Annotated in this window: 21 protein-coding genes and 1 pseudogene; 4 read left to right on the top strand and 18 right to left on the bottom strand. The window is 64.6% G+C overall.

Annotated elements, in window-relative coordinates:
* Position 1: 1 nt before the first annotated feature.
* The 7 genes from L1965_RS10730 to L1965_RS10705 form a co-directional block, all read right to left on the bottom strand.
* Positions 2–943 (bottom strand): hypothetical protein, encoded by a 942-nt coding sequence (locus L1965_RS10730; protein ID WP_235756425.1) that lies wholly within the window; start codon positions 941–943, stop codon positions 2–4.
* A gap of 254 nt (positions 944–1197) precedes the next feature.
* Positions 1198–1716 carry a GNAT family N-acetyltransferase gene (locus tag L1965_RS10725; protein ID WP_235756424.1) on the bottom strand — a complete coding sequence of 173 codons (519 nt, stop codon included), beginning with the start codon at positions 1714–1716 and terminating at the stop codon, positions 1198–1200.
* 490 nt (positions 1717–2206) lie between these two features.
* Positions 2207–2635, bottom strand: a complete 429-nt coding sequence (locus L1965_RS10720; RefSeq protein WP_235756423.1) for a thioredoxin domain-containing protein — start codon at positions 2633–2635, stop codon at positions 2207–2209.
* Positions 2636–2730: 95 nt separating this feature from the next.
* Complete coding sequence (locus tag L1965_RS10715) at positions 2731–5952, bottom strand: efflux RND transporter permease subunit (RefSeq protein ID WP_235756422.1); 3222 nt, start codon at positions 5950–5952, stop codon at positions 2731–2733.
* Entirely contained in the window at positions 5945–6919 is a 975-nt protein-coding gene (locus L1965_RS10710; protein ID WP_439332081.1) for an efflux RND transporter periplasmic adaptor subunit, read from the bottom strand. Before L1965_RS10710 ends, L1965_RS10715 begins: the two co-directional genes overlap by 8 nt.
* A gap of 63 nt (positions 6920–6982) precedes the next feature.
* Complete coding sequence (locus tag L1965_RS16055) at positions 6983–7108, bottom strand: hypothetical protein (protein ID WP_277882962.1); 126 nt, start codon at positions 7106–7108, stop codon at positions 6983–6985.
* A 72-nt stretch (positions 7109–7180) separates the two neighbouring features.
* Positions 7181–7453 (bottom strand): hypothetical protein, encoded by a 273-nt coding sequence (locus tag L1965_RS10705; RefSeq protein WP_235756420.1) that lies wholly within the window; start codon positions 7451–7453, stop codon positions 7181–7183.
* Positions 7454–7904: 451 nt separating this feature from the next.
* Here L1965_RS10705 and L1965_RS10700 point away from each other — a divergent pair.
* Positions 7905–8436, top strand: a pseudogene (locus tag L1965_RS10700) (transposase); the annotation flags it as partial.
* A gap of 298 nt (positions 8437–8734) precedes the next feature.
* Here L1965_RS10700 and L1965_RS10695 read toward each other — a convergent pair.
* The 3 genes from L1965_RS10695 to rplU form a co-directional block, all read right to left on the bottom strand.
* The gene (locus tag L1965_RS10695; RefSeq protein WP_439332076.1) at positions 8735–9286 is read right to left on the bottom strand and encodes a GNAT family N-acetyltransferase; all 552 of its coding nucleotides are present in this window, start codon (positions 9284–9286) and stop codon (positions 8735–8737) included.
* A 125-nt stretch (positions 9287–9411) separates the two neighbouring features.
* On the bottom strand, positions 9412–9684 hold the full coding sequence (gene rpmA / locus L1965_RS10690) for a 50S ribosomal protein L27 (protein WP_235756419.1): 273 nt from the start codon (positions 9682–9684) through the stop codon (positions 9412–9414).
* Between the two features lie 12 nt (positions 9685–9696).
* Complete coding sequence (rplU, locus tag L1965_RS10685) at positions 9697–10101, bottom strand: 50S ribosomal protein L21 (RefSeq protein WP_235756418.1); 405 nt, start codon at positions 10099–10101, stop codon at positions 9697–9699.
* Positions 10102–10382: 281 nt separating this feature from the next.
* Here rplU and L1965_RS10680 point away from each other — a divergent pair, with 281 nt between their 5' ends.
* Complete coding sequence (locus L1965_RS10680) at positions 10383–11357, top strand: zinc-binding metallopeptidase family protein (RefSeq protein ID WP_235756417.1); 975 nt, start codon at positions 10383–10385, stop codon at positions 11355–11357.
* A gap of 26 nt (positions 11358–11383) precedes the next feature.
* Here L1965_RS10680 and L1965_RS10675 read toward each other — a convergent pair whose 3' ends face one another.
* Positions 11384–13198 (bottom strand): ABC-F family ATP-binding cassette domain-containing protein, encoded by a 1815-nt coding sequence (locus tag L1965_RS10675; protein ID WP_235756416.1) that lies wholly within the window; start codon positions 13196–13198, stop codon positions 11384–11386.
* Positions 13199–13326: 128 nt separating this feature from the next.
* Here L1965_RS10675 and L1965_RS10670 point away from each other — a divergent pair, with 128 nt between their 5' ends.
* Together L1965_RS10670 and L1965_RS10665 are read left to right on the top strand one after the other, a co-directional pair.
* Positions 13327–14325, top strand: a complete 999-nt coding sequence (locus L1965_RS10670; protein WP_235756415.1) for an extracellular solute-binding protein — start codon at positions 13327–13329, stop codon at positions 14323–14325.
* A gap of 151 nt (positions 14326–14476) precedes the next feature.
* A complete protein-coding gene (locus tag L1965_RS10665) occupies positions 14477–15415 on the top strand; it encodes a nucleoside hydrolase (protein WP_235756414.1) in 939 nt (312 codons plus the stop codon).
* Here L1965_RS10665 and L1965_RS10660 read toward each other — a convergent pair.
* From L1965_RS10660 to frr, 7 genes are all read right to left on the bottom strand, one after another.
* Positions 15412–16146 (bottom strand): OmpH/Skp family outer membrane protein, encoded by a 735-nt coding sequence (locus L1965_RS10660; protein WP_235756413.1) that lies wholly within the window; start codon positions 16144–16146, stop codon positions 15412–15414. The genes L1965_RS10665 and L1965_RS10660 overlap by 4 nt on opposite strands.
* On the bottom strand, positions 16146–18446 hold the full coding sequence (bamA, locus tag L1965_RS10655) for an outer membrane protein assembly factor BamA (RefSeq protein ID WP_235756412.1): 2301 nt from the start codon (positions 18444–18446) through the stop codon (positions 16146–16148). The genes L1965_RS10660 and bamA overlap by 1 nt, the downstream gene beginning before the upstream one ends.
* Before the next feature lie 101 nt (positions 18447–18547).
* The gene (rseP, locus tag L1965_RS10650) at positions 18548–19879 is read right to left on the bottom strand and encodes an RIP metalloprotease RseP (protein ID WP_235756411.1); all 1332 of its coding nucleotides are present in this window, start codon (positions 19877–19879) and stop codon (positions 18548–18550) included.
* Positions 19867–21033, bottom strand: coding sequence for a 1-deoxy-D-xylulose-5-phosphate reductoisomerase (gene dxr / locus L1965_RS10645; RefSeq protein WP_235756410.1), 1167 nt, complete (start codon positions 21031–21033; stop codon positions 19867–19869). The genes rseP and dxr overlap by 13 nt, the downstream gene beginning before the upstream one ends.
* A gap of 3 nt (positions 21034–21036) precedes the next feature.
* On the bottom strand, positions 21037–21888 hold the full coding sequence (locus tag L1965_RS10640) for a phosphatidate cytidylyltransferase (protein ID WP_235756409.1): 852 nt from the start codon (positions 21886–21888) through the stop codon (positions 21037–21039).
* Complete coding sequence (gene uppS, locus L1965_RS10635; RefSeq protein WP_235756408.1) at positions 21885–22619, bottom strand: polyprenyl diphosphate synthase; 735 nt, start codon at positions 22617–22619, stop codon at positions 21885–21887. The genes L1965_RS10640 and uppS overlap by 4 nt, the downstream gene beginning before the upstream one ends.
* Positions 22620–22627: 8 nt before the next feature.
* Positions 22628–23191, bottom strand: coding sequence for a ribosome recycling factor (gene frr / locus L1965_RS10630; RefSeq protein WP_235756407.1), 564 nt, complete (start codon positions 23189–23191; stop codon positions 22628–22630).
* Positions 23192–23377: the final 186 nt, after the last annotated feature.

Here is a 23377-nt window from a genome sequence, read left to right as displayed (position 1 = left end):
GTCACGGCGCAGATGGGATGGGTGCCGCCCTCTCCAGACGGCCTTGCAGCCTGCCACGCTTCTCCGCGTTTATGGCGCATTCAAAAAGGTGAGACGTTTCAGACGAATAATAAAGCCACTCACCTCTGACGGCGATGACCTCGCCCTTGTCGCTAATCACGCGCGCCGTGTTACCGCCCAGGCGCAACAAATCTCCGATCTGCGTGAAGCCGCCGGTTCCATCGAGGAACAAGTGCCCCGGGGTTACGCAGAGTGGATCACGATTATCTGAAAAACTAAGGCAAATGAAACAGTCCGTCACGTTCTCATAGATGCGCGCTACTCGTCCAGAAACGAGAGGGGCGCGTCCATCGTCATAATCGCTCGCGAAACAGGAGACGATGGTGCCGATTGCGATATTTTCAATAGGCAAACGCAAACTGGTAGGCGTCTGAATTTCTGTTCCAGAAGCGAAACACACTGGATCGAAAAAGTCATCAACAACCGACTGATCTATCACCAAGTTCTTATTTGCGATAGCCTCTTTTATTACAGCAACCAGATCAGGCGTAGTGGTCAAACCAGAGTATTTTTGTTGTTCAGGATAAATTGCCTCCAAATCAGCGACCGCTTGCGCCAAGGCTGGAGAAACCCAATCCCCAGTAAGCGCCGCCTTTGAAAGCTCACTTTGGACTGCATCAATCGCATCCGCAATATCTGCTGCGTTCGTTCCGATTTGCGTCTGAGCCAGGTCAACCGCCTTCCCTGTGGCAGCGCCGGCGGCAAGAGTTTTAGCTATGGTAGCAAAACCGAGATAACCAGCGAAAGTGCCGAAAAGACCGGTAACCCCAATCGCTGCGTTCGTAACATTTTTCCCTGTTGATTCTATAGTTCTGTATTCAGACTCCTTGGCTTGCGCGAGATCTGTCACCGTTGAGATATCAGTATAATCTGTGAAGTTCATTTACTTCTTCCTGAAACAATCGTAAAAAATGGCCGCAAGAGCTGCCATAAAAACAGACAGAAACATCATCACATCGCTCAGGGCCTCATCATCTAAAAGTTCCGGCACTAGGGGCGCCAAAACTCTGGACGGCACTCCCCATAAGTACTCCGCAAAAAAAATAGAGGTGCCCACCAACAGAATGGTTCCTCTTATGAGATTCTCTTTTCTCAACATTTTCCTCAATCTCACGATATCTCACCGCGCCATGAAAGTTAGCTACGAGTATTTAAAATAAAAGCATAACTTCCACCAATTGTAGCGTATCCCAGTCGCTTAGCGAGCCGATGCGTTCTCTCCAATTTGATACCGGATGTTACGTGAAACAAAATCTCCGATGCGCCACGTGCGCGCGCCCAGCTCTTTACCCTGTTAAGGAGTCCCAAGGCCGCCCTTCCACCAGCAAGTCTTTGCCGTTCCTCACGGGAAACGTTGATATTGTGGATCGTTGCGATAAGCACATCCGTGCCGATGTGGTACTCACCCAAAGTGCAGTACGCAAAGCCAACCGGCACATAACCACGCGCTGCAATAAAGATCCCGTGTCTCTTGTCGTCTTTCAGCGCCAACCCGGCTATTTTCGCCACTTTGTCCGCGCTGAAAGGAATGTAGGAGAACCTGCTTTCCCTATGCGCCTCGCGCGCAAGCTCAAGAAAGGCCGGGATATCTGCGTGCTGGGTAACGACCCTGAAACTCAGAGTGCCTCGCGGAACGCGAGCATCGAACTCATTCACAAAGGTACTCCACACCGGCTACATTGTCGCCACGTATCCGTTCTGTAATCAAAGTCAAATGAAAGGTTTGCTCACCCGGAGTAGTATCCCCTCGCGACGCTGCGCTGGATTGTTTTTCTAACAATCTCAATGGGGTGAGCAGAGTGATCTTCTGTAGCGATGTTGACGCCCAGGTGCTGCGGCGTCTTGTGGATGTTCCATATGGGTACACCCGCAGGTTACGAACCGCTGTGACAGAAAAAGATGTCACAAATGAGTGGCCTAGCGATCATTGTGACAGTATCAGTATAGAAACCACCCTCGTGTTACAGATTGCCATGCCCCGGATAGGTTACGCTCGCCTCAGCTCTTCGAGCCAGGATCTTGAGATCCAGACGACCAGGCCGAAAGCGGCCGGCTGCGAGATTGTCCGCATGGCCTGACAGCAAAGGGGAAAGAGGGGCCATGCCTCAAGCGCGAGTTGTGCGGCAACGCCCCCTGGAGGCCAGGTTCAGCCCAGACCCGTGGCCCATTCGACGATTTGCGCCGATGAAATCGCGCCGGCCTGCCGTTTGATCTCCCGCCCGCCGCGAAAACCGATCAGCAATGGAATTCCGCGAATGCCGTATTGCGCGCCGGCCTGGGGAAAGGCCTCGGTGTCCAGCTTTGCAAAGCGGGCGCGGCCCTTGAGTTCCCTGGAGGCTTTGGCAAATTCGGGCGCCATCATCTTGCACGGTCCGCACCATGCCGCCCAGAAGTCCACCACCAGCGGGAGGTCGTCGATCCGCGCGGCTTTCTCGAGAATATCACAAGAGATTTCAGTGGGTGTGCCTGTAATCAAACCGGCTCCGCAGGTTCCGCATCTGGGGCTTGCGCCCAATTTTGCCTCCGGCACGCGGTTGCCCTGACCGCAGGTAAGGCAGGCAAGTTTCACGCTCATGTCATTCTCCTGACAGTCTGTCACAGTTGCCGATGACGTGGCACGGTCGGTTCCGTATCGGGATGTCCGCGTCACCGCCGGTCATTTCGCCACATTCAGGTCTTGAGCACCCGGTAGATCGCCGGGATCACCAGCACGGTGAGAAGCGTCGAGGAAAGCAATCCGAACAGCAACGAGATCGCGAGACCCTGGAAAATCGGGTCGGTCAAGATCACCACGGCTCCGATCATCGCGGCGATGGCTGTCAGCAGGATCGGCTTGAACCGGATGGCGCCCGCCTCGATCAGGATCTCGACCGGGGTCTTGCCAGTCGTGTCGGCATGGCGGATGAAATCGACCAGCAGGATCGAGTTGCGCACGATTATTCCGGCGAGGGCGATAAAGCCGATCATCGAAGTGGCCGAGAACGGCGCGCCGAACAGCCAGTGCCCCGCGACGATGCCGATAAAGGTCAGCGGGATCGGCGTCAGGATCACCAGGGGCAGCCGGAAGGATCCGAACTGTGCGACCACAAGGATGTAGATCGCAAGCAGCGCGACGCCAAAGGCCGCCCCCATGTCGCGGAACGTGACATAGGTGACCTCCCATTCGCCATCCCAGAGCAGCGTAATCACGGCTTCGTCCTCGGGCTGGCCGTGAAGGCTGATCACGGGTTTGGTGCCCGCCGCCCAGTCCATCGCGTCGAGCGCCCTGCCCACGGCGATCATGCCGTAGAGCGGTGCCTCGAAGGTCCCGGCCATCTCGCCCGTGACCATTTCGGCGTCGCGTCCATTGTGACGGAATACCGGGAACGACGCGCGCTCTTCCGCCACCCGGATCACATCGCCCAGTTCGACGACGCCGCGCGCGCCCGGCAGGACATTGGCGGGGATCGGAGTGGACAGGAACCGTTCGTCCAGCACCTGATCGCCCCTGTCCCGTGCGATGCGGATCGGGATCGGCGGGCGCCCTTCGCCGCGATGCGAATAGCCGACCGTCCGCCCGCCGTTCAGGATCGCGAGCGTGTCGAGGACATCGCTTTCCTCGACGCCGAAGAACTCTAGATCGTCGGTGCTGATCGTGGCGCGTAACCGGCGGGGCTGCGTGCCAAAGCTGTCATCCACATCGACGACAAAGGGCACCTGTTCGAACGCCTCGCGCACCTTCGTGGCTGCGGCGCGCCGGGCGTCGGCGTCGGGGCCGTAGATCTCGGCCAGCAAGGTGGCGAGCACCGGGGGACCGGGCGGTGGTTCGACGGTTTTCAGACTGGTGCCGGCGGGCAGAGGCAAGGCGGCCAGCCGGTTGCGGAGATCCAGAGCGATGTCGTGGCTGGGCCGGTCACGCTCGGCCTTTGGCGACAGGGTGACCTGCACCTCGCCCAGATTGGGCTGCCGGCGCAGATAGCTGTGCCGCACCAGCCCGTTGAAGTTGAACGGGGCGGCGGTGCCGGCATGGGTCTGGACCGACACGGCCTCGGGCAGTTGCAGGACCGTGCGGGCCACATCCTGCGCCACGCGGTCGGTGGTCTCGACCGCCGCACCCTCGGGCAGGTCGATGACCACCGAAAGCTCGGACTTGTTGTCGAAGGGCAGCAGCTTGACGGTTACATCCTGCGTGTAAAGCAGCCCGAGCGAGCCGAACGACAGCGCCGTCGTGACCAACAGGAACACCGCGCTGCGGGCCTTGCTGGCCAGCAGGGGCCGCGCGACGCGGGAGTAGATCCGGCCCAGGGCGCCGCCGGGATGGCCGTTGTCGGTCTCGTCATGAGCATGTGCGGACATCGATGCGCGGCCCGCCACCTTGACCATCAGCCATGGCGTGATGATCACGGCCACAAAGAAGGAAAAGATCATCGCCGCGCTGGCGTTCGCCGGGATCGGGCTCATGTAGGGGGCCATCAGCCCCGACACGAACAGCATCGGCAGCAGGGCCGCGACGACGGTCAGGGTCGCGATGATCGTGGGGTTGCCGACCTCTGCCACCGCCTCGACCGCGCCGGTCATGCGGCTGCGGCCATCCTTCATCGCCCAGTGGCGCGCGATGTTCTCGATCACCACAATCGCATCATCCACCAGAATGCCGATGGAAAAGATCAGCGCGAAGAGCGACACGCGGTTCAGCGTATATCCCATGATCCACGCGGCAAAGAGCGTCAGCAGGATCGTGACCGGGATGACGATCGCCACCACGATCGCCTCGCGCCAGCCGATGGAGAGCCAGACCAGCGCGACGATGGACAAGGTGGCAAGGCCGAGATGGAACAGCAGTTCGTTGGCCTTTTCGTTGGCGGTTTCGCCGTAGTCCCGCGTAACGATCACGGCGACGGTTTCGGGGATCAGGCTGCCTTCCAGTGCCTCGACCTTGTGCAGGATCGCCTCGGCGACGACCACCGCATTGGCACCGGCCCGCTTGGCCACGGCCAGGGTAACGGCGGGCGTGCGGGTGACCGTGCCATCTTCGGCGCGGCTGACATTGGCGACGATCACGTCCGAGCTGTCGGAGACAAAGCTGACATGCGCCACGTCGGCAACGTAGACCGGACGCCCGTCGCGGGTGGTCAGCAGCAGGTTGCCGATTTCGGCCGGGTCCACGAGGGTTTCGCCCACCACGAGGTCGATCTGATCGCCATCACTGCGCACCTGACCGGTGTTCTGCGACCGGTTGGCATTGGCCACCTTGGCCTCAAGCTGTTGCAGGGTGACACCATACAGCGCCAGTCGCTCGGGGTCGGGTGCGACGCGAATGCGTTCGGGAACCTCGCCCACCAGATAGGTCAGCCCGACATCCTCGGTCTTGGTCACCTGCGTGCGCAGTTCGCGGGCGATGCGGGTCAGATCATTGGCGCTGATCCCCGCCCCCTCCGGTTTGGGCGCCAGCGTCAGCGACACGATGGCCACATCGTCGATGCCATGCCCGACGATCAGCGGCTCGGGGATGCCGACCGGGATACGGTCCAGATTGCCACGAATCTTGTCATGCACCCGCAGGACGGCGGCGTCCGAGGATGTCCCGACCCTGAAGCGCACGGTGACCAGCACGCTGTCGTCACGGCTCGAGGAATAGACATGCTCGACCCCGGCGATCCCCTTGACGATCCCCTCCAGCGGTTCGGTGACCAGCTTGACCGCATCCTCGGCCCGCAGGCCCGGGGCCTGCACGTGGATATCCACAAGCGGGACCGAAATCTGCGGCTCTTCCTCGCGCGGCAGGGCACCGAGCGCGACCAGTCCCATCGCAAGGGCTGCAAGGATGAACAGCGGCGTGAGCGACGAGGCGATGAAGGCCCGCGTCAGGCGCCCGGCGATGCCGAGATTGCCGGTTTCCGGCGCCTTACTCATGATCGCCCACCACCTGGTCACCGGCGACGAGCCCCGAGAGCACCTCGATCATTGCAGCCCCGCCCACGGTCTGGCGCTGGCCCAGCAAGACCGTGCGCAGGACCGGACCGTCCGCCCCTGCAAGCTCGACAAAATCGAGCCCTGTTCGGGTCAGCACAGCCGTCTCCGGCACCATCAGCACCATGCGGGTGTCGACCGGCAGGCGCACCAGCACCCGCGCGTTGATAAAGCTTTCAGGCAGGTCCGACACCTCGACATCCGCGATCACCCGCCCGTTTTCGATCAGCGGATAGATCCGCGCCAACGTGCCCCTGGCCGGACCTGTGGCGGTTTCGATTTCGATCGCCGCGCCCTCCGTCAGGAACGCGGCATGGCGTTCCGGCACCGCGATCCGCAGGAAAATCCCGCCGCCGCCGATGGTCGCCACCGCCTCTCCGGGCAGGACGACGGCCCCCGCCGCGACCGGAACGGTCAGCACGCGGCCTGCGATGGGCGCCAGAACAGATCCCTCAAGCGCCTGCTGTTCCACAACCCTGCGGTCCGCGACGACCGCGGCGATCTGGCCCTTCAGCACATCAACCTGAGTGCGCAGCGCATCCAGTCTCTGCGCCGTGGTCACACCGCGCGACAGCAGATCCTCGCCCCGCGACAATTCGCTCTGGGCATTGTCGAGCTGGGCCGAAAGCGCCTGCGCCTGCGCGTCGATGGCGGCAAGCTGGTAGTCGATCTTGGCATCGACGACCTGCGCCAGAACCTGCCCCGCCTCCACCACATCACCTTCGCTGATGTCGAGCGACACGAGTGTGCCACCCAGCCTCGCGCGGGCCGGGATCTGGCTGCGCGCCTCGATCCGGCCATAGACCGCCTTCCATTCGGTGACCGGCACCGGGGCCAGTGTGAAGTCTTCGGCCAACGCAGTCCGCGGCAGGGAAATGGCCAGGGCGAGGAGGCACAGCAGGATGCGCATGATCATGTCACTCCGTGGAAAGCGAGAGGGGAAGCGTGGAAGCAGAGATGGCGCGCCGCGTGGTCAAAACGCGGGTCCGGGCCGGACCTCCAGCGCCTTGAACAGCATGGTCGCCGGGCAGAGCCCGGTAAAGGCCGCCTGGATCTGGTTCACGCTTGCGAAGACCGGCAGCCAGATGAAATGGGGCAAGACCCACAGCGTTGGCGCCAGAGGACAACAGCACCACGAAGCCTGCGACGGCCTTCATCATGCGATCACGTGTCATTTCAGCTCTCCTTGCCGATCCGGTCGCCCGTCGGCCGCGCGGTGCGCTTCCCTGCGGCGCCGTGGTGTCCCCGACCCCATCGCGTTCCGGATGCCCGGCAGAGGGTCCCGAGGTGAAAGGGTCATCGGCCCCAGGTCGCGAATCTTGGCATCGCGCAGCGCCTTGCCGACGATGAAGACGAATTCATAGGCCGGGCCAAGGCAGGACGCCCCCTGCACGGCGGCGATCAGCGCGTCCGCCGCCGGCTGTGCTTGCAGCGCATGATCCACATGGCAGACCCACTCGCTCAGCGGGATGGAGGTTGATGTTGCGCTTGGCAGGAACCGTTTCGGGGTCGCCTTCGACGTCTGCCCTGGTCCGCCAGCCCACGCCTGCCCGAGGGTTCGAGGGCACGAAACGAAACCCTGTGCGGTTCGTGACGACCGCAACGGCGTGATCCGCACCAGGCGCGCCACATATGGCACAGGCGAAGCTTGTGCCGCCGCATCCCGCGCCAGGTACCACCCCATACTCCATTTCACGTTCCTTCGACATATCGGCCCGGGCGAGAGCGAAGCGGCAGATCTCGCCCGCACGGCCGCGGCAGATTGACGAAAGATTAGCCGACCGTATGCGCGGCGACGTTGATTTGCGTCAATGTCGAAGCGTTGCTGTATCGACCGTATCGCATGGCACGCTCCGGGCCGACTTGATTGACGGGGCAGCGGTAGAAGCGGACAGCTGCCTCTGGCCGGCCCGGACGGGCCCGTGCCGGACTTCAGCAGCTTGAGCCGACGCCGAAAGACCTGGACGGTGAAGATCCCCAAGCGCGGCTCGAAGGGTCCCCTGCACCTTCTGATCCCTCTCGGGAGATTCTGGCGCAATGGCCTGCCGGGCCGTGGCCGGCACCGGCATCCAGGCCGAGGGCGAAGGCGAGTGGAACGCCCGCAAGCATGGCGGCACGAAGCGCCGACTGTGGCGCGAATTCCGCCTTGGCGTCAACGAACAGAGGCTGGAAATCCCGGCCGTCGCGATCACCGGAAGCCGCGTCGATGACGCGCCAATGCTGCCCGAAACACCGGACCCGATCCCCGCCGACGGGAAGACCGGATCGGTGACCGCGCACGGCGCCTCCGATACGCTCTGGCGGATTGATGCGGTGATGCGGCCGCGGACCGTGGCGCACACGCGTTCGGACATTCCTTCGGAGCCATGGCAGCCACGCAAGAACGCCAAACCATGGAAGCCATCGCACGCCGGGGCGATCGCCAGGTTGCGGAATGCCGTGTCCTGAAGGTGCGTGCCCCCGCAGAGGCCAGCGGTCGGCACTGGTTCATCCTGTCCGCAGAGCGCGGTCTGCTCGCACCCGACAACGCGATCAAGCCCGATGGGGGGGGCTGAATGACCTGTCAGTCCCTGACCGGCGAGGACGTCTTCGCCGCGCGGTGCAGGCCGTTCTCATCCTGCGCGACCCCTTGCCCGGACGATTTTGCGCGGGTCGAACGTGGAAAGCCAGAAAATCCTGCTTCCGGCGCAGACCCTCTCGGCCGACGGCACCCGCAACCGGGCAATCAGGCCATCTTGCGCAGATAGGTCCAGGTGGGCACGCGGGCACCACGCGCAACGCACCAGCTTTCGGCATCGCCAAGATAGGCAAACCCGCAATTGGTCAGGACGCGGGCAGAGCCGGGATTGTCCTGGAACGCTTCGGCGAAAAGCGTCCGCGACCGGTGCGGGTTGGCCGCCACCAGCGCCGCGACGGCTTCGGTCGCGAATCCGGTGTTCCAGAAGCCCGCTCCGATCCAGAAGCCCAATTCGGACTGGTCGCCCTCCATGTGCGTCAGGGATATCACGCCCAGCAGTTCTGCCAGCCTGTTGCCCGAGCCGTCGATGGCCCAGACATCCTCGGTCCTGTCTGGCGACATGGCACGCAGGACGAACCCCTCGGCCGCACCGGGTGGCAGAGGATGCGGGATCGCGCGCGTCCCTTCTGCAACGCGACGATCCGACGTGTAGTGGGCGATCATGCCCGCGTCAGAGGGGCGCAGGGGACGCAACACGAAGCGTTCCGTTTCGATGACAGGCTGGTTCGGGACGACGCCATCGGGTCTCAGGTCATCCAAACGCGTTCCCTCCCGCATCGGTGCAGACATCACCATTTTCCCTCCCCGGAAAACAGATCCTCGACATGATCCGGGGGACCGGCTTTCGCCGATCCCCCCACTAACATCGAAATGTTAATTCCAGGTTACTCGGCGGCTTCGAGGCTCGCAGGGGTCACCGAAATGAAGGTGCGCCCCTTCAGGCCCTTCCTGAAGCTCACATGACCGTCGGTCAGCGCGAACAGGGTATGATCCTTGCCCATGCCGACATTCAAGCCCGGCCACCATTTGGTGCCGCGCTGGCGCACGATGATGTTGCCGGCGACGGCTTCCTGCCCGCCGTAGAGTTTCACGCCGAGACGGCGGCCGGCCGAATCGCGACCGTTGCGGGACGAACCGCCTGCCTTCTTGTGTGCCATGGGTCAGTCTCCTTACGCTTCGACGGCGTCGTTCGCCGGTTTCTTGACCTTCGCCGCGGGCTCGTCCTTGGTGCGCGCACCAACAGCGGCCTTCACGCCTGTCTTGTCCGCACCCTTGTCAAGCACATCCGTGACACGCAGCAGGGTCAGTTGCTGGCGATGGCCGCGGGTCCGCTGCGAGCTGTGCTTGCGGCGGCGCTTGACATAGGTGATGACCTTGTCGGCCTTGATCTGGTCGATCACCTCGGCCTGCACGCAGGCGTCGGACACAAGAGGCGCGCCCAGAGTCGAGCCGACCATCAGAATCTCATTGAACTGGACCTTGTCGCCAGCCGCAGCATTCAGCTTTTCAACGCGCAGGACGTCACCCGCCTGCACCTTGTACTGCTTGCCGCCCGTCTTCAGAACCGCGAACATCGTTTCGTTTCCTTCATCTTCGCGTCCTGCGGCCCCGGCAAACCGGCGTTCACGGGAGGGGTACCCCCGCCTTCGGACAGCGCATCCCGACAATCGGGATGTCATTAAAATTAACGCACCGGCCAAGGGCAATTGCCCGGCCGGTCGCGTGCATATGGCGGATTCGCCCCTGCAAGTCAAGAACAGCTGTTGCATTCCGGCCCGTCCGCGCTAGTTGGGCGCTGGCGCGGAACCGTGCCCGCGACCGGAAATTCCCTGTCGCAACCGTCAAGGAACCTGTCATGCAGAGCTTTACCTGCCCCGCCTGCCATGCGCGCGTCTATTTCGACAATCTGTTCTGCGCCTGCGGCGCCCTGCTCTACTACGAACCCGAGGCACAGGCGATGTGGAATCAGGCCGCGCCCTGTTCGAACCGCGACAGCATCCAGTGCAACTGGGCCGCAGTCCCCGACGCGGCGCTGTGCCGATCCTGTCGGATGTCCGACATGCTGCCCGCGCTGAATGTCGGTGACAACCAGCGGCTTCTGGCGCGGGCCGAACGGGCCAAGCGCTGGGTGCTTGCGAATCTGGCGAACTGGCAGTGGTTCACCGACGCCGACCCCGGCGCCCGACCGCGCTTCCTGATGCTGTCCGAGCATACCGGCGGCCAGCGCGCGGCGCAGATCGTCATGGGCCATGCCGGCGGCCAGATCACCATCAACGTGACCGAGGCCGACCAGCTGATCCGCCTCCAGCGCCAGCACCAGCTTGGCGAACAATACCGGTCCATGGTCGGCCATTTCCGCCACGAACTGGCACATTTCCTGTTCGACCGTCTCACCCTGGCCGACGGGTTCTCGGACGCCTTCCGCGCATTGTTCGGCGACGAGCGCGCCGATTATGCAGCGGCTTTGCAGAGCCACTATGAAAATCCGGCCGCACCGGGCGAGGATCACATCACCGCGTACGCGACCGCGCACCCGCATGAGGACTGGGCCGAAACGGTCGCGCATCTGCTGCACATGGTCGATTTCACCGACAGTTTCGTCAGCGCCGGGCTGGACATGAAGACCCTGCCGGCGGATTACGCGCCCTATGCGGATGACGATGCCGACCATCTGCTGAGCATTGCGGCCGAAGTCGCCATCGCGATCAACGACATCAACCGGGCGCTGGACAACACCGATCTCTACCCTTTCGTGTTGACGCCGGCGATCCGGGAAAAGATGTGCTTTGCGCATGGCTGGCTGAAGCGTCACGCCGCCCGCGGCGCCTGACATGTGTCCCGGGCGCGCGCGCCGGGTCAGCCCGCCTTCTCTTCCAGCGTCAGCCACTCGTGTTCCGCGGCGTGCAGCGCGGCCTGGCGTTCGCTCAGTGCTTCGGTCGCCTTGCGGAACCTCGCTGGCGCCGTCTGGAAAAGTTCCGGATCCGACAGGAATTCCGACAGCTTCGCGATCTCGGCTTCCAGCCGGGCGATGATAGCGGGCAATTCCTGCAACCGGTGCCGCTGAGTGAAGCTCAGCCCGCCGCTGGCGTTTCCGGACGGTTCGGCCGCCCGCGGCACGGAAGCGGGTTTCGCCGGGGCGTTTGCGATGGCCGCTGGCCCGTCCGTGCCACGCTGCGCGCGATAATCGGACCATCCGCCGGCATAGATGACGGCATGGCCATCCCCCTCCATCGCCACGGTCGTGTCTGCGACCCGGTCGATGAAGTCGCGATCATGGCTGACAAGCAGCACGGTGCCGTCGTATTCGCCCAGGATATCCTGCAGCAGGTCCAGCGTTTCCACGTCCAGATCGTTGGTCGGTTCGTCCAGGACCAGCAGGTTCGAGGACCGCGCCATCAGCCGCGCAAGCAGCAGCCGGGCCTTCTCGCCGCCCGACAGGCTGCGAACCGGCGCGCGCGCCTGCGATTCGTCGAACAGGAAGTCCTTGAGATAGCCGACGACATGCTTTGGCTGTCCGCGAACCATCACCTGATCGGCCCGCCCCGACACCCGCATTTCGGGATCTGCGGTCAGCGAATCCCACAGCGTCTGATCGGGGCTCAGTGCCGCGCGAGCCTGGTCGAAGACGGCGATTTCCAGGTTTGTGCCCAAAGTCACCGTGCCCTCGTCCGGCGCCACCTCGCCCGTCAGCATCCTGATCAGCGTCGTCTTGCCGGCGCCGTTGGGGCCGACAAAGGCGATCCTGTCGCCGCGCTGGATCTGCAGATCGAACGGTTTCAGGATCGTGCGATCGCCGAAGGTCTTCGAGATGCCCTTGGCTTCGATCACCCGCTTGCCCGATTGCGGCGCCGATGCCAGCGCCATTGCCGCCGTGCCCTGGCGGCGGATCTGCGAGGCCCGTTCGGCCCGCAACGCCGCCAATGCGCGGACCCGGCCCTGGTTGCGCTTGCGGCGGGCGCTGATGCCTTCGACCGCCCACCGGCCTTCGGCCTTGATCTTGCGGTTCAGCTTGTGGCGGGCATCGTCTTCGGCCGACCAGACGGCTTCGCGCCAGTCCTCGAACGCCTCGAAGCCCTTTTCCTGCCGTCGGACCTGTCCCCGATCGATCCACAGCGTCGCACGGGTCAGGCGGCGCAGGAAGGCGCGGTCATGGCTGATCAGCACATACGCCGCGCGCGTCTGGTTCAGGTGATCTTCCAGCCAGCCGATCGCCTGAATGTCCAGATGGTTCGTCGGCTCGTCCAGCAGCATCAGTTCGGGCGCCTGGGCCAGAAGGCGTGCCAACGCAGCGCGCCGGCGTTCCCCGCCCGAGGCCGTCGCCACCGGGCAGTCGGGGTCGAATTTCAGCCCCTCTGCGGCCATTTCGACGCGGTAGAATTCGGCTTCGGGCAGCCCGTCGCGGGCGAATTCGCCCAGAGTTCGGAAATCCGACAGGTCCGGGTCCTGCTCCATGTAGCCGGCATGCGCGCCGGCCGTCAGCACCACCTCGCCGCGATCGGCCTCGACCAGGCCCGCCATGACCTTCATCAGCGTCGACTTGCCCGATCCGTTGCGACCGACCAGCGCCACGCGGTCGCCCTGCTGGACGGTCAGCGAAAGATCCTGGAAAATCGGATCGCCGCCGAAGGTCAGCGAGATATCGGTGAGTTGCAGAAGAGGTGCGCGTGCCATGTGGGCGCCCTATCGCGCCATTCGGTGGCGGTCAATCGCCCCCGGTACCCGATTTTTTCTGTCGGGTATTGACGCAGCCCTGGGACGCTGGCAAAACCTCCGGGCAATTCTGACAAAAGGAGTCAACGATGCGCAGCCTGATCCTTGCCGCACTGCTGGGCGGAACCGCCCTGCCGGCGCTTGCCGACGAAGTTAACATCTATTCGCACCGGCAGCCCGAGTTGCTGAAGCCGCTGACCGACGCCTTCACCGAGGCGACCGGCATCACCGTCAATACGGCCTTCGTGGACAAGGGCATGGTCGAGCGCCTGCGGGCCGAGGGCGATCGTTCTCCGGCCGATCTGGTGATGACGGTGGATGTCGCGCGGCTGGGCGAGGTCAAGGATGCGGGCGTGCTGCAGCCGGTCGAGGACGAGGCGCTGTCGGTCATCCCCCAGAACCTGCGCGACGCCGACAACCAATGGTTCGGCCTGACAACCCGCGCCAGGATCGTCTATGCCAGCAAGGATCGTGTCGGCGATGGCGAGGTGACGACATACGAGGATCTGGCCGACCCGAAATGGAAGGGTCGGATCTGCACCCGTCCGTTTACCAACGACTACAACGTCGCCCTGGCCGCCGCCTATCTGGCCCATCACGGTGCCGAGAAGACGCGCGCCTGGCTGGAGGGCGTGAAGGCCAACCTGGCCAAGCAGCCCGAGGGCAACGACCGTGGTCAGGTCAAGTCGATCTGGGCCGGGGAATGCGACATCAGTCTCGGCAACACCTATTACATGGGCCAGATGCTTGCCGATGAAGAGCAGAAGGCCTGGGCGGACGCCGTCCGGATCGAGTTCCCCAGCTTCGAGGACGGCGGCACGCATGTGAACGTGTCGGGTGTGGCGATGACCAGGGCCGCCCCGAACCGCGACGCGGCATTGCAGCTGATGCAGTTCCTCGTCAGCGACGAAGCCCAGCGCATCTACGCCGAGACCAATCACGAATTCCCGGTCCTGGACCATGTCGCGCGGTCCGAACTTGTTCAGGGCTGGGGCGCGTTCACGCCCGACGATGTGTCGCTCAACAAGATCTCGGAACTGCGCCCCGATGCGCTGACGCTGATCGAAGAGGTCGATTTCGACGGCTAACCGCACAGATCGCCGCGCCCGCGGCGGGGCGCGGCCTTCCGCACGGATGCGCGTGCCATGATGAGCCGGCACGAAAGGCGGCGCAGGTTTTGGACTTGCGCCGCTTTTCGTGCCGGATCAGAACGGGGCCGGACAACGGGGGGGGGGAGGCATGGCACGCAAGATCATCATCGACACCGACCCGGGACAGGACGACGCGGTGGCCATCCTGCTGGCGCTGGCCAGCCCGGAATTGCGGGTTCTGGGGATAACCGCGGTGGCGGGCAACGTGCCGCTGGCGCTGACGCAACTGAACGCGCGCAAGATCGTCGAACTGGCGGGCCGGACCGATGTGCCGGTCTTTGCGGGCTGCGACTCGCCGCTGGCGCGCGGCCTTGTGACGGCGGAACATGTCCACGGCAAGACCGGGCTTGACGGTATCGACCTGCCGGATCCGACGCTGGCGTTGCAGGCACGGCATGGCGTCGACTTCATCATCGACACGCTGCGTGGCGAACCTGCCGGGACGGTCACGCTGGTTCCCATCGGTCCGCTGACGAATATCGCATCCGCCTTCCGGCGTGCCCCCGATATCGTCGGACGCGTCGAGCGTATCGTGCTGATGGGCGGCGCCTATTTCGAGGTCGGCAACATCACGCCCGCCGCCGAGTTCAATATCCATGTCGATCCCGAGGCCGCGAAGATCGTCTTTGCCGCCGGCGTCCCGCTGGTGGTCCTGCCGCTGGACGCGACCCACAAGGCGCTGACCTCGCGAGGCTGGGTCGAGACGATGCGCGCCCTGCCCGGCCGCTGTGGTCAAGCGGTCGCCGGTTGGACCGATTCCTTCGAACGCTTTGACAAGGACAAGTATGGCAATCAGGGCGCGCCGCTGCACGATCCCTGCACGATCGCATGGCTCTTGCGTCCGGCCCTGTTCGTCGGGCGCGAGATCAATGTCGAGATCGAGACCCGGGGAGAGTTCACAACCGGCATGACGGTGGCCGACTGGTGGCGCGTCAGCGGGCGGCCGGCGAATGCGCTGTTCATCAATGATCTGGGCCGGGACGGTCTTTTCGATCTGCTGTCCGAGAGGATCGCCCGACTGCCCTAGTCCGCGACCGGCGCCGCGGCGTCGGAATCGGTCGTGGCGCCTGCGCCGTCGCCCACGGTCTCGTCCAGCCGCTCGATCAGGTCCGGCGTGATGTCGATGGCGTCCAGCGACACGAAGACCGTGCGCCGGTCAAGCACCGCAACGGCTCCGCGTTGCTGCATCATCTCGCCCATCACCGGAAGCGCGGCCTGATAGAAGGCGGCGCGGTCGGCGTCTGCCCGGGCGTTCAGATCCTGCACCGCCTTGGCGCGCTCGCGGCGGATCTCGGTCGCGCGGGCGTCGAACGCCTCGGCCAGGCGGCGGAACTCGGCCGGCTCCAGCGCGCTGCGCTGCTGGGTCAGCTGCGCCTCTTCGGCCGAAAGCTGCGCGGCCAGCCTATCGTTCTCGTCGGCAATGGCACGACCGGCCTCTTCCAGCTCGCCCTGCGCGCGCCGACCCCAGGCCGAATCCGTGAAGAGCCGTTCCTGATCGACGGTCAGGACCGGCGCGACCACATAGCGCGGCGCGTCGTCGGCCGTCTCGATCATGCGGTTCGGCATCGCCTCGGATCGCGCCCGTTGCTGCCGGTCGTTCTGGCGGAAGGGTGGCTGCTGCTGAGCATCGTCAGGCGTGACGGCACCCGGATCGGACCTGTCGGGCAGAACCTCCGCCTGCTGCGCCGCGGCCCCGCCGACCTGCCCCGCCAGAATCAGCAGGGCCAGCAGGGCAAGCCGCGCCGCGGACCGGGTCATCAGAACTGCGTCGATATGGTCAGGTCGAAGTTCTGCTCCTCGTCATAGTCTTCCTTGCGGATCGCCTTCGAGAAGTTGAAGCGCAGCGGCCCGATCGGCGTCGTCCAGAAGATCGAGGCCCCCAGCGAGGCGCGCACATACATGTCGTCATCGACCGCGCTGCCATCGCTGCCGATGGTGTTGTCCAGACCCCAGACCGAGCCGACATCGGCAAACAGGCCGCCGGTGATGCCGTATTCCTCGGGCAGGCCAAGCGGGAATTGCGCCTCGGCCCGCGCGGCCCAGAAGTAGTTGCCGCCCAACCCGTCCTGATTCACGGCGGAAAGATCCCGCGGACCGATCCCGTTCGGCTCGAACCCGCGGATCCTGTTCCCGCCGCGAAAACGGTCGAGGATCCAGCTGTCGTAGTCGTCATAGGCATAGACGGCACCGGCCTCGAGTTCCGCGCGCAACGTCACCTCCTCGCGCCAGGCATTGGTTTCGACGCCGGCAAGCGCCGTGGTGGTCACGCTTTTCACGTCGCCGCCCAGCCCTGCGATGTCCTGAGAAAAGCGCAGCTTGTAGCTGGTCAGGGGATCCAGACCCGTCAGCCTTGTGTCCCAGTTATAGCTGTAACCCAGGGCCGAGGTCAGGCGCTCGCCCTCTTCGTCCTGCAACAGGATCGAGCTGTCGGTCTGGACATTCGTCAGTCGTTCCTGCGACACCCGATAGCGCAGTTCCAGCCGGCCATTGGCCGAGATCGGAAATTCGATCGACGGGCGGACCCCGATCGAGCGTGTGTCATAGTCCGAATTCAGGCTTTCGGTCTCGTTGTAGTAGGCGTTGAAGCCGAATTTCAGGTCGCGGCCCAGAAAGAACGGCTCGATGAAATTGATCGACCCGGCGCGGTCGCCGCTGGCCGTCGAGATGGTCAGACCCAGCGTCTGCCCGCGGCCCAGAAAGTTCGTTTCCCGCAGCGAAGCGTTGAGCCCGACGCCGGTGTTGACACCGTAAGAGGCCCCGAACGACAGCGATCCAGTCGGCTGTTCCTCGACATTCACATCGACGATCACCTGCTCCTCGCTGCTGCCCTGGCGGCTGTTCACCTGGGCATCCGAGAAGTAGCCAAGCGCACGGATGCGTTCTGCCGCGTTGCGGATTTCGCGCGGGTTGAAGGGATCGCCCTCGACCGTCGTGAACTGGCGGCGGATGACCTGGTCCAGCGTCGTGGTGTTGCCTTCGATGTCGATGCGTTCCACGAAGATGCGCGGGCCGCGGGTCAGCGCGAAGGTCAGGTCCAGCGTCTGATTGCCCGGATTGCGGGTCACGCGCGGCTCGATGCTGACGAAGTTCAGGCCCTGCTGGATCGCGACCGTCTCCATCCGCCGGATGCTGTTGTCGATGGCGGCGGGGTTGTAGACGTCGCCCCGGTCCACGCGGTTCTGGGCCGCGAAGGGGGCGGCGTCCACGCCGGCTATTTCCGAGACCGTGTTGATGGTCCCGAACCGATAGCGCGGACCTTCCTGAATGTTGAAGGTGATGTAGAATGCGTCGCGCTCGCGCGCGATCTCGGGGGCCACGGCCTGGACGCGGAAATCGGCATAGCCGCGCGAGCGGTAGAAATCGGTCAGCAGCTGTTCGTCAAGCGGAATGCGTTCCGGCGCGAAGGTATCGGCGCGGATAAAGGTCCGCAGGATGCCGGCCTGCTTGGTTTCCAGCACCTGGCGCAGGCGGCGATCGCTGAAGGCGCGGTTGCCGGTAAAGCTGATCCGTTCGATTTCGGTCACGTCGCCTTCGCGGATCTCGAACACCAGATCAACGCGGTTGTCGCTGCGGCGGATGATCCTGGGGTCAACGCGGGCGGCCAGGCGGCCCTGGGCGGCATAGGCCTGGGCGATGTTCTGGGCGTCGCTGATCGCCTGGCTGGGCTGATAGACGCGGCGCGCCTGGCTTTGTGCGATGGTGGCCAGTTCCGCGTCCTTGATGCGGCGATTGCCCTCGAAGCTGATCTGGTTGATCGTCGGATACTCGCTGACCCGGATCACCAGCAGACCGCCCTGGGGAATGACCTCGACCGTCTCGAACAGGCCTGACCCCTGCAATCGCTGCAGCGCATCGTTCAGTTCGCCCGGCGAGATGTCCTGGCCCCGCGCGACATTGGCATAGGACAGGATCGTCGCCGGCTCGATGCGTTGCGCGCCCTCGATCCGCACGTCGTTGAAGACATAGGCCGCGGCGGGGACCGGCATCAGCCCCGCCGGCACCGAGATCGTCAGAGCCGCCATCAGCGCGACCGCGCTCTTGCCCAGTTTCCGTGTCATTGCCGCCCCTCTTTTCCAGCCTGCATGGCGCGCTGCCGGCGCCTTGTTTTGCTTGAAGCTTGTGCCTCAAACGCCGTGCGCTGTCAAAACCGCATCGCGGTTCAGGGGCAGAAAAGATCGTTGGTGAGCCCGAAAATCATCAGCGTCAGCACGGCCGCCATGCCGAACGCGGTCAGCAGGTTCAGCACCCGGTCGGACGGCGGACGGCCGGTCAGCGCCTCCCATGTGTAAAACATCAGATGCCCGCCATCCAGAACCGGGATCGGCAGAAGGTTGAGAAAGCCGATGGCAGCCGACAGCACCGCGATCCACCACAGGAAGCTGGCACCGCCCGCACTGGCCGCCTGACCGGTGCTTTCGGCGATGCTGATCGCGCCGCCCAGATTGCAGGCGCCGATCTGGCCGGTGATCATCGCCCACATGCCCGACAAGGACGCGGCGATGATGCCCCAGGTCTGAGTCGCGCCCAGCCACAGCGCCTCGACCGGCCCGGCCCGGCGGGTTGCGGGGGAAAAGAAGCTCTCGCCGCCGGTCACGCCGATCAGCCATCGCTTTTCAAAGCCGCCCTCCGCGCTTGGCAGATCCTGTTCCTTGGGCACCAGCGTGTAGCTGGCCATGCCCTGCCCCTCACGCCATACCTTCAACAACAGTGGTTTATCCTGGGTTTCCTCGACAAGATCGCGCATCTCGCTGAAGCGCGTGATCGGCCGATCATTGATTGCCATCACCACATCACCGGCCATCAGGCCGGCATCGGCCGCGGCTCCGCGAGGGGCAACGCCGGTGACCCGCGCCGGCATCGGGTCCGGGCCCTCGACCGTGATCGGGCTGCCGTCGCGCAGGACCAGCCAGTCCTGCCGGGGTGCGATCGGCAGCGATTGCGCCGCGCGACCGATATCGCCCCAGTTTTCAACGGGCTGGCCTCCGATCCCAAGAATCTGGTCGCCCGGTTGCAGGTTGTTGACAACGCCCGGCGGGCTGGGCGCGATGCGGCCCACCTCGACCCGGTCGGTGGGCAGGCCCTGCACCAGCGCGAAACCGCCGAAGATCAGGATCGACAGGATGAAGTTGAAGACCGGCCCGGCAAGCAGCGTCGAGAACCGCGCCCATAACGGGGCGCCGGGCAGTGTCTGTCGCTGCAGGGCCGGATCGACGGCGCGGCCGGGGCCCGCGCTGGCCGCGTTTGCGTCGCCCAGGAACCGGACATACCCCCCCAGAGGCACCGCCGCGATCTGCCAGACCGTGCCATGCCGATCCCGCCGCGCCGCCAGGCGCGGGCCGAACCCGACCGAGAATACCTCGGCCTTGATCCCCGACCATCGCCCGACGATGTAGTGGCCGAATTCGTGCACCGTGACGATGACGGCCAGGGCGATGACGAACGCCACCAGCGTCCACAGCGTGCCACCGAATTGCGGGATCAGTTCGCCCATGCGGCGGTCTCCTGTCTTGCGGCCCGGTCCCAGTGCAGGACGGTCTCCAGATCGGCGGGTTCGGCGGCAAAGCCCGACTGCCCCGCCAGACAGGCCAGGGTCGACTCGACCTGCGGCGACATCTGCGTGAACCTGATACGTCCGGCGATGAAATCGTCAAGCGCCTGTTCCTTGGCAGCATTGAAGACCGCGCCGGCCATCCCTCCTGCGGCCATGACCTCGCGCGCCAGACGCAAGGCCGGCCAGCGAATTTCGTCCGGCGCCCGGAACGAAAGACTGCCGATCCGCGCAAGATCCAGCGGCGAGACCGGCAACGGTGCGCGGGTGGGCCAGTTCAGCGCATAGCCGATGGCATGCCGCATGTCGGGTGCGCCAAGATGGGCGATACTGCCGCCATCGACGTGGTTGACCATCGCGTGGATGATCGATTCCGGATGCACGAGCACCTTGATCTGATCAGGCCTGAGGCCAAAGAATTCCTTGGCCTCAATGACTTCCATTGCCTTGTTGAACATGCTGGCACTGTCGATCGTGATCCGCTGCCCCATTGCCCAGTTCGGGTGGGTCGAGGCCTCGGCGACCGTCGCAGCCGCCAGCCGTTCCAGTGGCCAGTCGCGGAAGGCCCCGCCGGACGCGGTGATCGTCACATCCTGGACGCTATCGAGGTTTTCGGATCCAAGCGCCTGGAATATCGCGGAATGTTCGGAATCGACAGGCAGAATCCGGGCGCCGCTTCGCGAGGCTGCCGCATGGATCAGCGGCCCGGCGCAGACCAGCGATTCCTTGTTGGCCAGCGCCAGGACGCCACCCTGCGCCAGAGCCGTCAGCCCCGGGACCAGCCCGGCCGAGCCGACGATGGCGGACAGCACCCAGTCGACCGGACGCCCTGCCGCCTCGACCAGCGCCTGCGTGCCCGCGGCGGCACGGACATCGCTGCCCGCCAGCGCGGCGCGAAGATCGTCCAGCAGCTCGTCATGGGCGGTCACCGCGATCTCGGCCCGCAGGTCGCGTGCCATCCGTGCCAGCCGGGGAATGTTGCGACCGCCGGTCAGCGCCACGGTGTGATAGGCGTCAGGACCGCCCGCACGGCGGATCAGATCGACGCCGTTGCTGCCGACCGAACCGGTCGCTCCGAAGATCGATATTCTGCGCATGTCTCAGTTCACCGCCGGCAGGCTGGTCAGCAGCCCGATCAGCATGGCGGCAAGCACGGCCCCCGTCACCGCGTCAAAACGATCCATGAACCCGCCATGTCCCGGGATCAGGTTGGAACTGTCCTTGACCCCGGCCCGGCGCTTCAGCCAGCTTTCCGCGATGTCACCCAACTGGCCTGCAAGACAAACCAGCGGTGACACCCAGACAAGCGACGCGTCGCCATGGCCCGACAGCCACAGCAGCGCGCCCAACATGGCGGCCCCCACCCAGCCGGCGATGGTTCCGGACCAGGTCTTCTTGGGACTCAGCGCGGGCCAGAATTTTGGCCCGCCAAGAATGCGGCCAAAGAAATAGCCCGCCGTATCCGAGACGATCACGACACCCATCAGCCACAGCACGAAGCCAAGGCCGAACTCCTCGCGGAAACCGACCAGCCCGAAGGCGACCAGCAGGATCGCCGTGCCGAAGATCGCATAGGTCAGCCGGTCGCGCGATGCGGCGCCGGGCAGGCCCGCAAGGATCGGAAGCGCCAGTGCCAGCATCCCGAGCGGATGAAACGAAACCAGCGCGACGAATTGCGCCAGGCCGGCAACCAGCGCCAGCACCAGCGGCCGCCAGCGCCCGAAGGCCGTGAGATGCATCTCGGGGTGACGCCAGCCCGTCATCATCGCCAGTTCCCAGAACGTCACCGCCGCGATCACCGACATGCCCAGCCGCAGCCAGACACCCGACGCCAGGGCCAGCAGGACACCGATGCCCAGAAGCACGGCCGTCGAGGCCAGCCGCCGCGACAGGTCTGCCCATTTGCCGGACGGGCCGGGCGGTTTCGGAGGGATGGGCGGTTCTGCCCTCATACGCCCCCGAAGCGGCGTTCGCGCAGGCCGAAGCGGTCAAGAATCGCGGCCAGGTGCTGGGGCGTGAAATCCGGCCAGAGGGTCGGCGTGAATTCGTATTCCGCATAGGCGGCCTGCCAGGGCAGGAAGTTCGACGTTCGCGTCTCGCCCGAGGTTCGGACGACCAGGTCCGGATCGGGATGACCGGCGGTGTCGAGGCATGCCTCGAAATCGGCCTCGCCGGGATCGGTGATCTCGCCTCGCGCGACCTTCTGCGCCAGCCGCGCCGCCGCCCGCGCCAGTTCGTCGCGGCCGCCATAGTTGATCGCCACGGTCAGGTTCAGCAGCGAATTTCCGGCGGTGCGCGCCTCGATCGACGCCATCAGCGCCTGCAGTTTCGGGTCCAGCCTTTCCCGCCCGCCGATAAAGCGCAGCCGCACTCCCTGCGCGGACAGCCCCTCGGCCTCGCGCTCGATATAGCGGCGAAAGATCTTCATCAGACCCAGCACCTCTTCGGTCGAGCGCTTCCAGTTCTCGGTCGAGAACGCATAGACGGTCAGCCAGTTGACGCCCATGCCGGGACAGGCCCGCACGATCTGCTTGACGCGCTCGGCACCGCGCCTGTGCCCGACCAGCCGCGGCCAGCCGCGTTCGGTCGCCCAACGGCCATTGCCATCCATGATGATTGCGACATGGCGGGGCCGCTGGTCTGCGCCCCCCGTCGAAAGAGGCTGTGCGGTTTCGGCAAGCATGGACCCTCTCAGACCTGCATGATCTCGGCCTGCTTGGCCTCTAGCGCCTGATCGACGGCGGCGATCATCTTGTCGGTCAGGTCCTGCACCGCCTGTTCCCAGAATTTCTGATCGTCCTCGGGCATGCCGCCCGCCTTGCCCTTCTTGACCTGGTCCATGCCGTCGCGGCGCACGTTGCGGATCGCGACACGGGCGCTTTCGGCATATTGCGCGGCGACCTTGGTCAGCTCGCGGCGGCGTTCCTCGTTCAGTTCCGGAATCGGCAGCATGATGATCGTGCCGTTGGTCTGGGGATTGATGCCCAGCCCGCTTTCGCGGATCGCCTTTTCGGCCTTGCCGACCATCGCCTTGTCCCAGATATTGATGGTGACCATGCGCGGTTCGGGAACGTTGACGGTGCCCAGTTGGTTGATGGGCGTCATCTGGCCATAAGCCTCGACCTGCACCGGCTCGACCATCGAGGCCGATGCCCGGCCGGTCCGAAGCGATGCGAATTCGTGGCGCAGACTATCCATCGCGCCCTTCATCCGCCGTTCCAGATCGTCGATGTCTATTTCGATGTCCTCTGCCATGTGGAACCGCCTCTGCATTGAATTTTGTCCGCTTGTAACCGCAATGCAGAGGCTTGGCAAAGCCTTTGCCCGCCTCGCAGGCACAGTGTTGCAGGGTTGGCCAGAGCGGGGTGATTCTCGACCCCGCTCGCGCTCTGATCGACGACGCCCGGCCGGATTCTCGTGAAAGAAGAACGAACGGTTCAG

This window comes from Paracoccus salsus (genome assembly GCF_021556615.1).
GTDB classification, from domain to species: domain Bacteria; phylum Pseudomonadota; class Alphaproteobacteria; order Rhodobacterales; family Rhodobacteraceae; genus Paracoccus; species Paracoccus salsus.
This window is presented reverse-complemented; position numbering and strand designations above follow the sequence as displayed.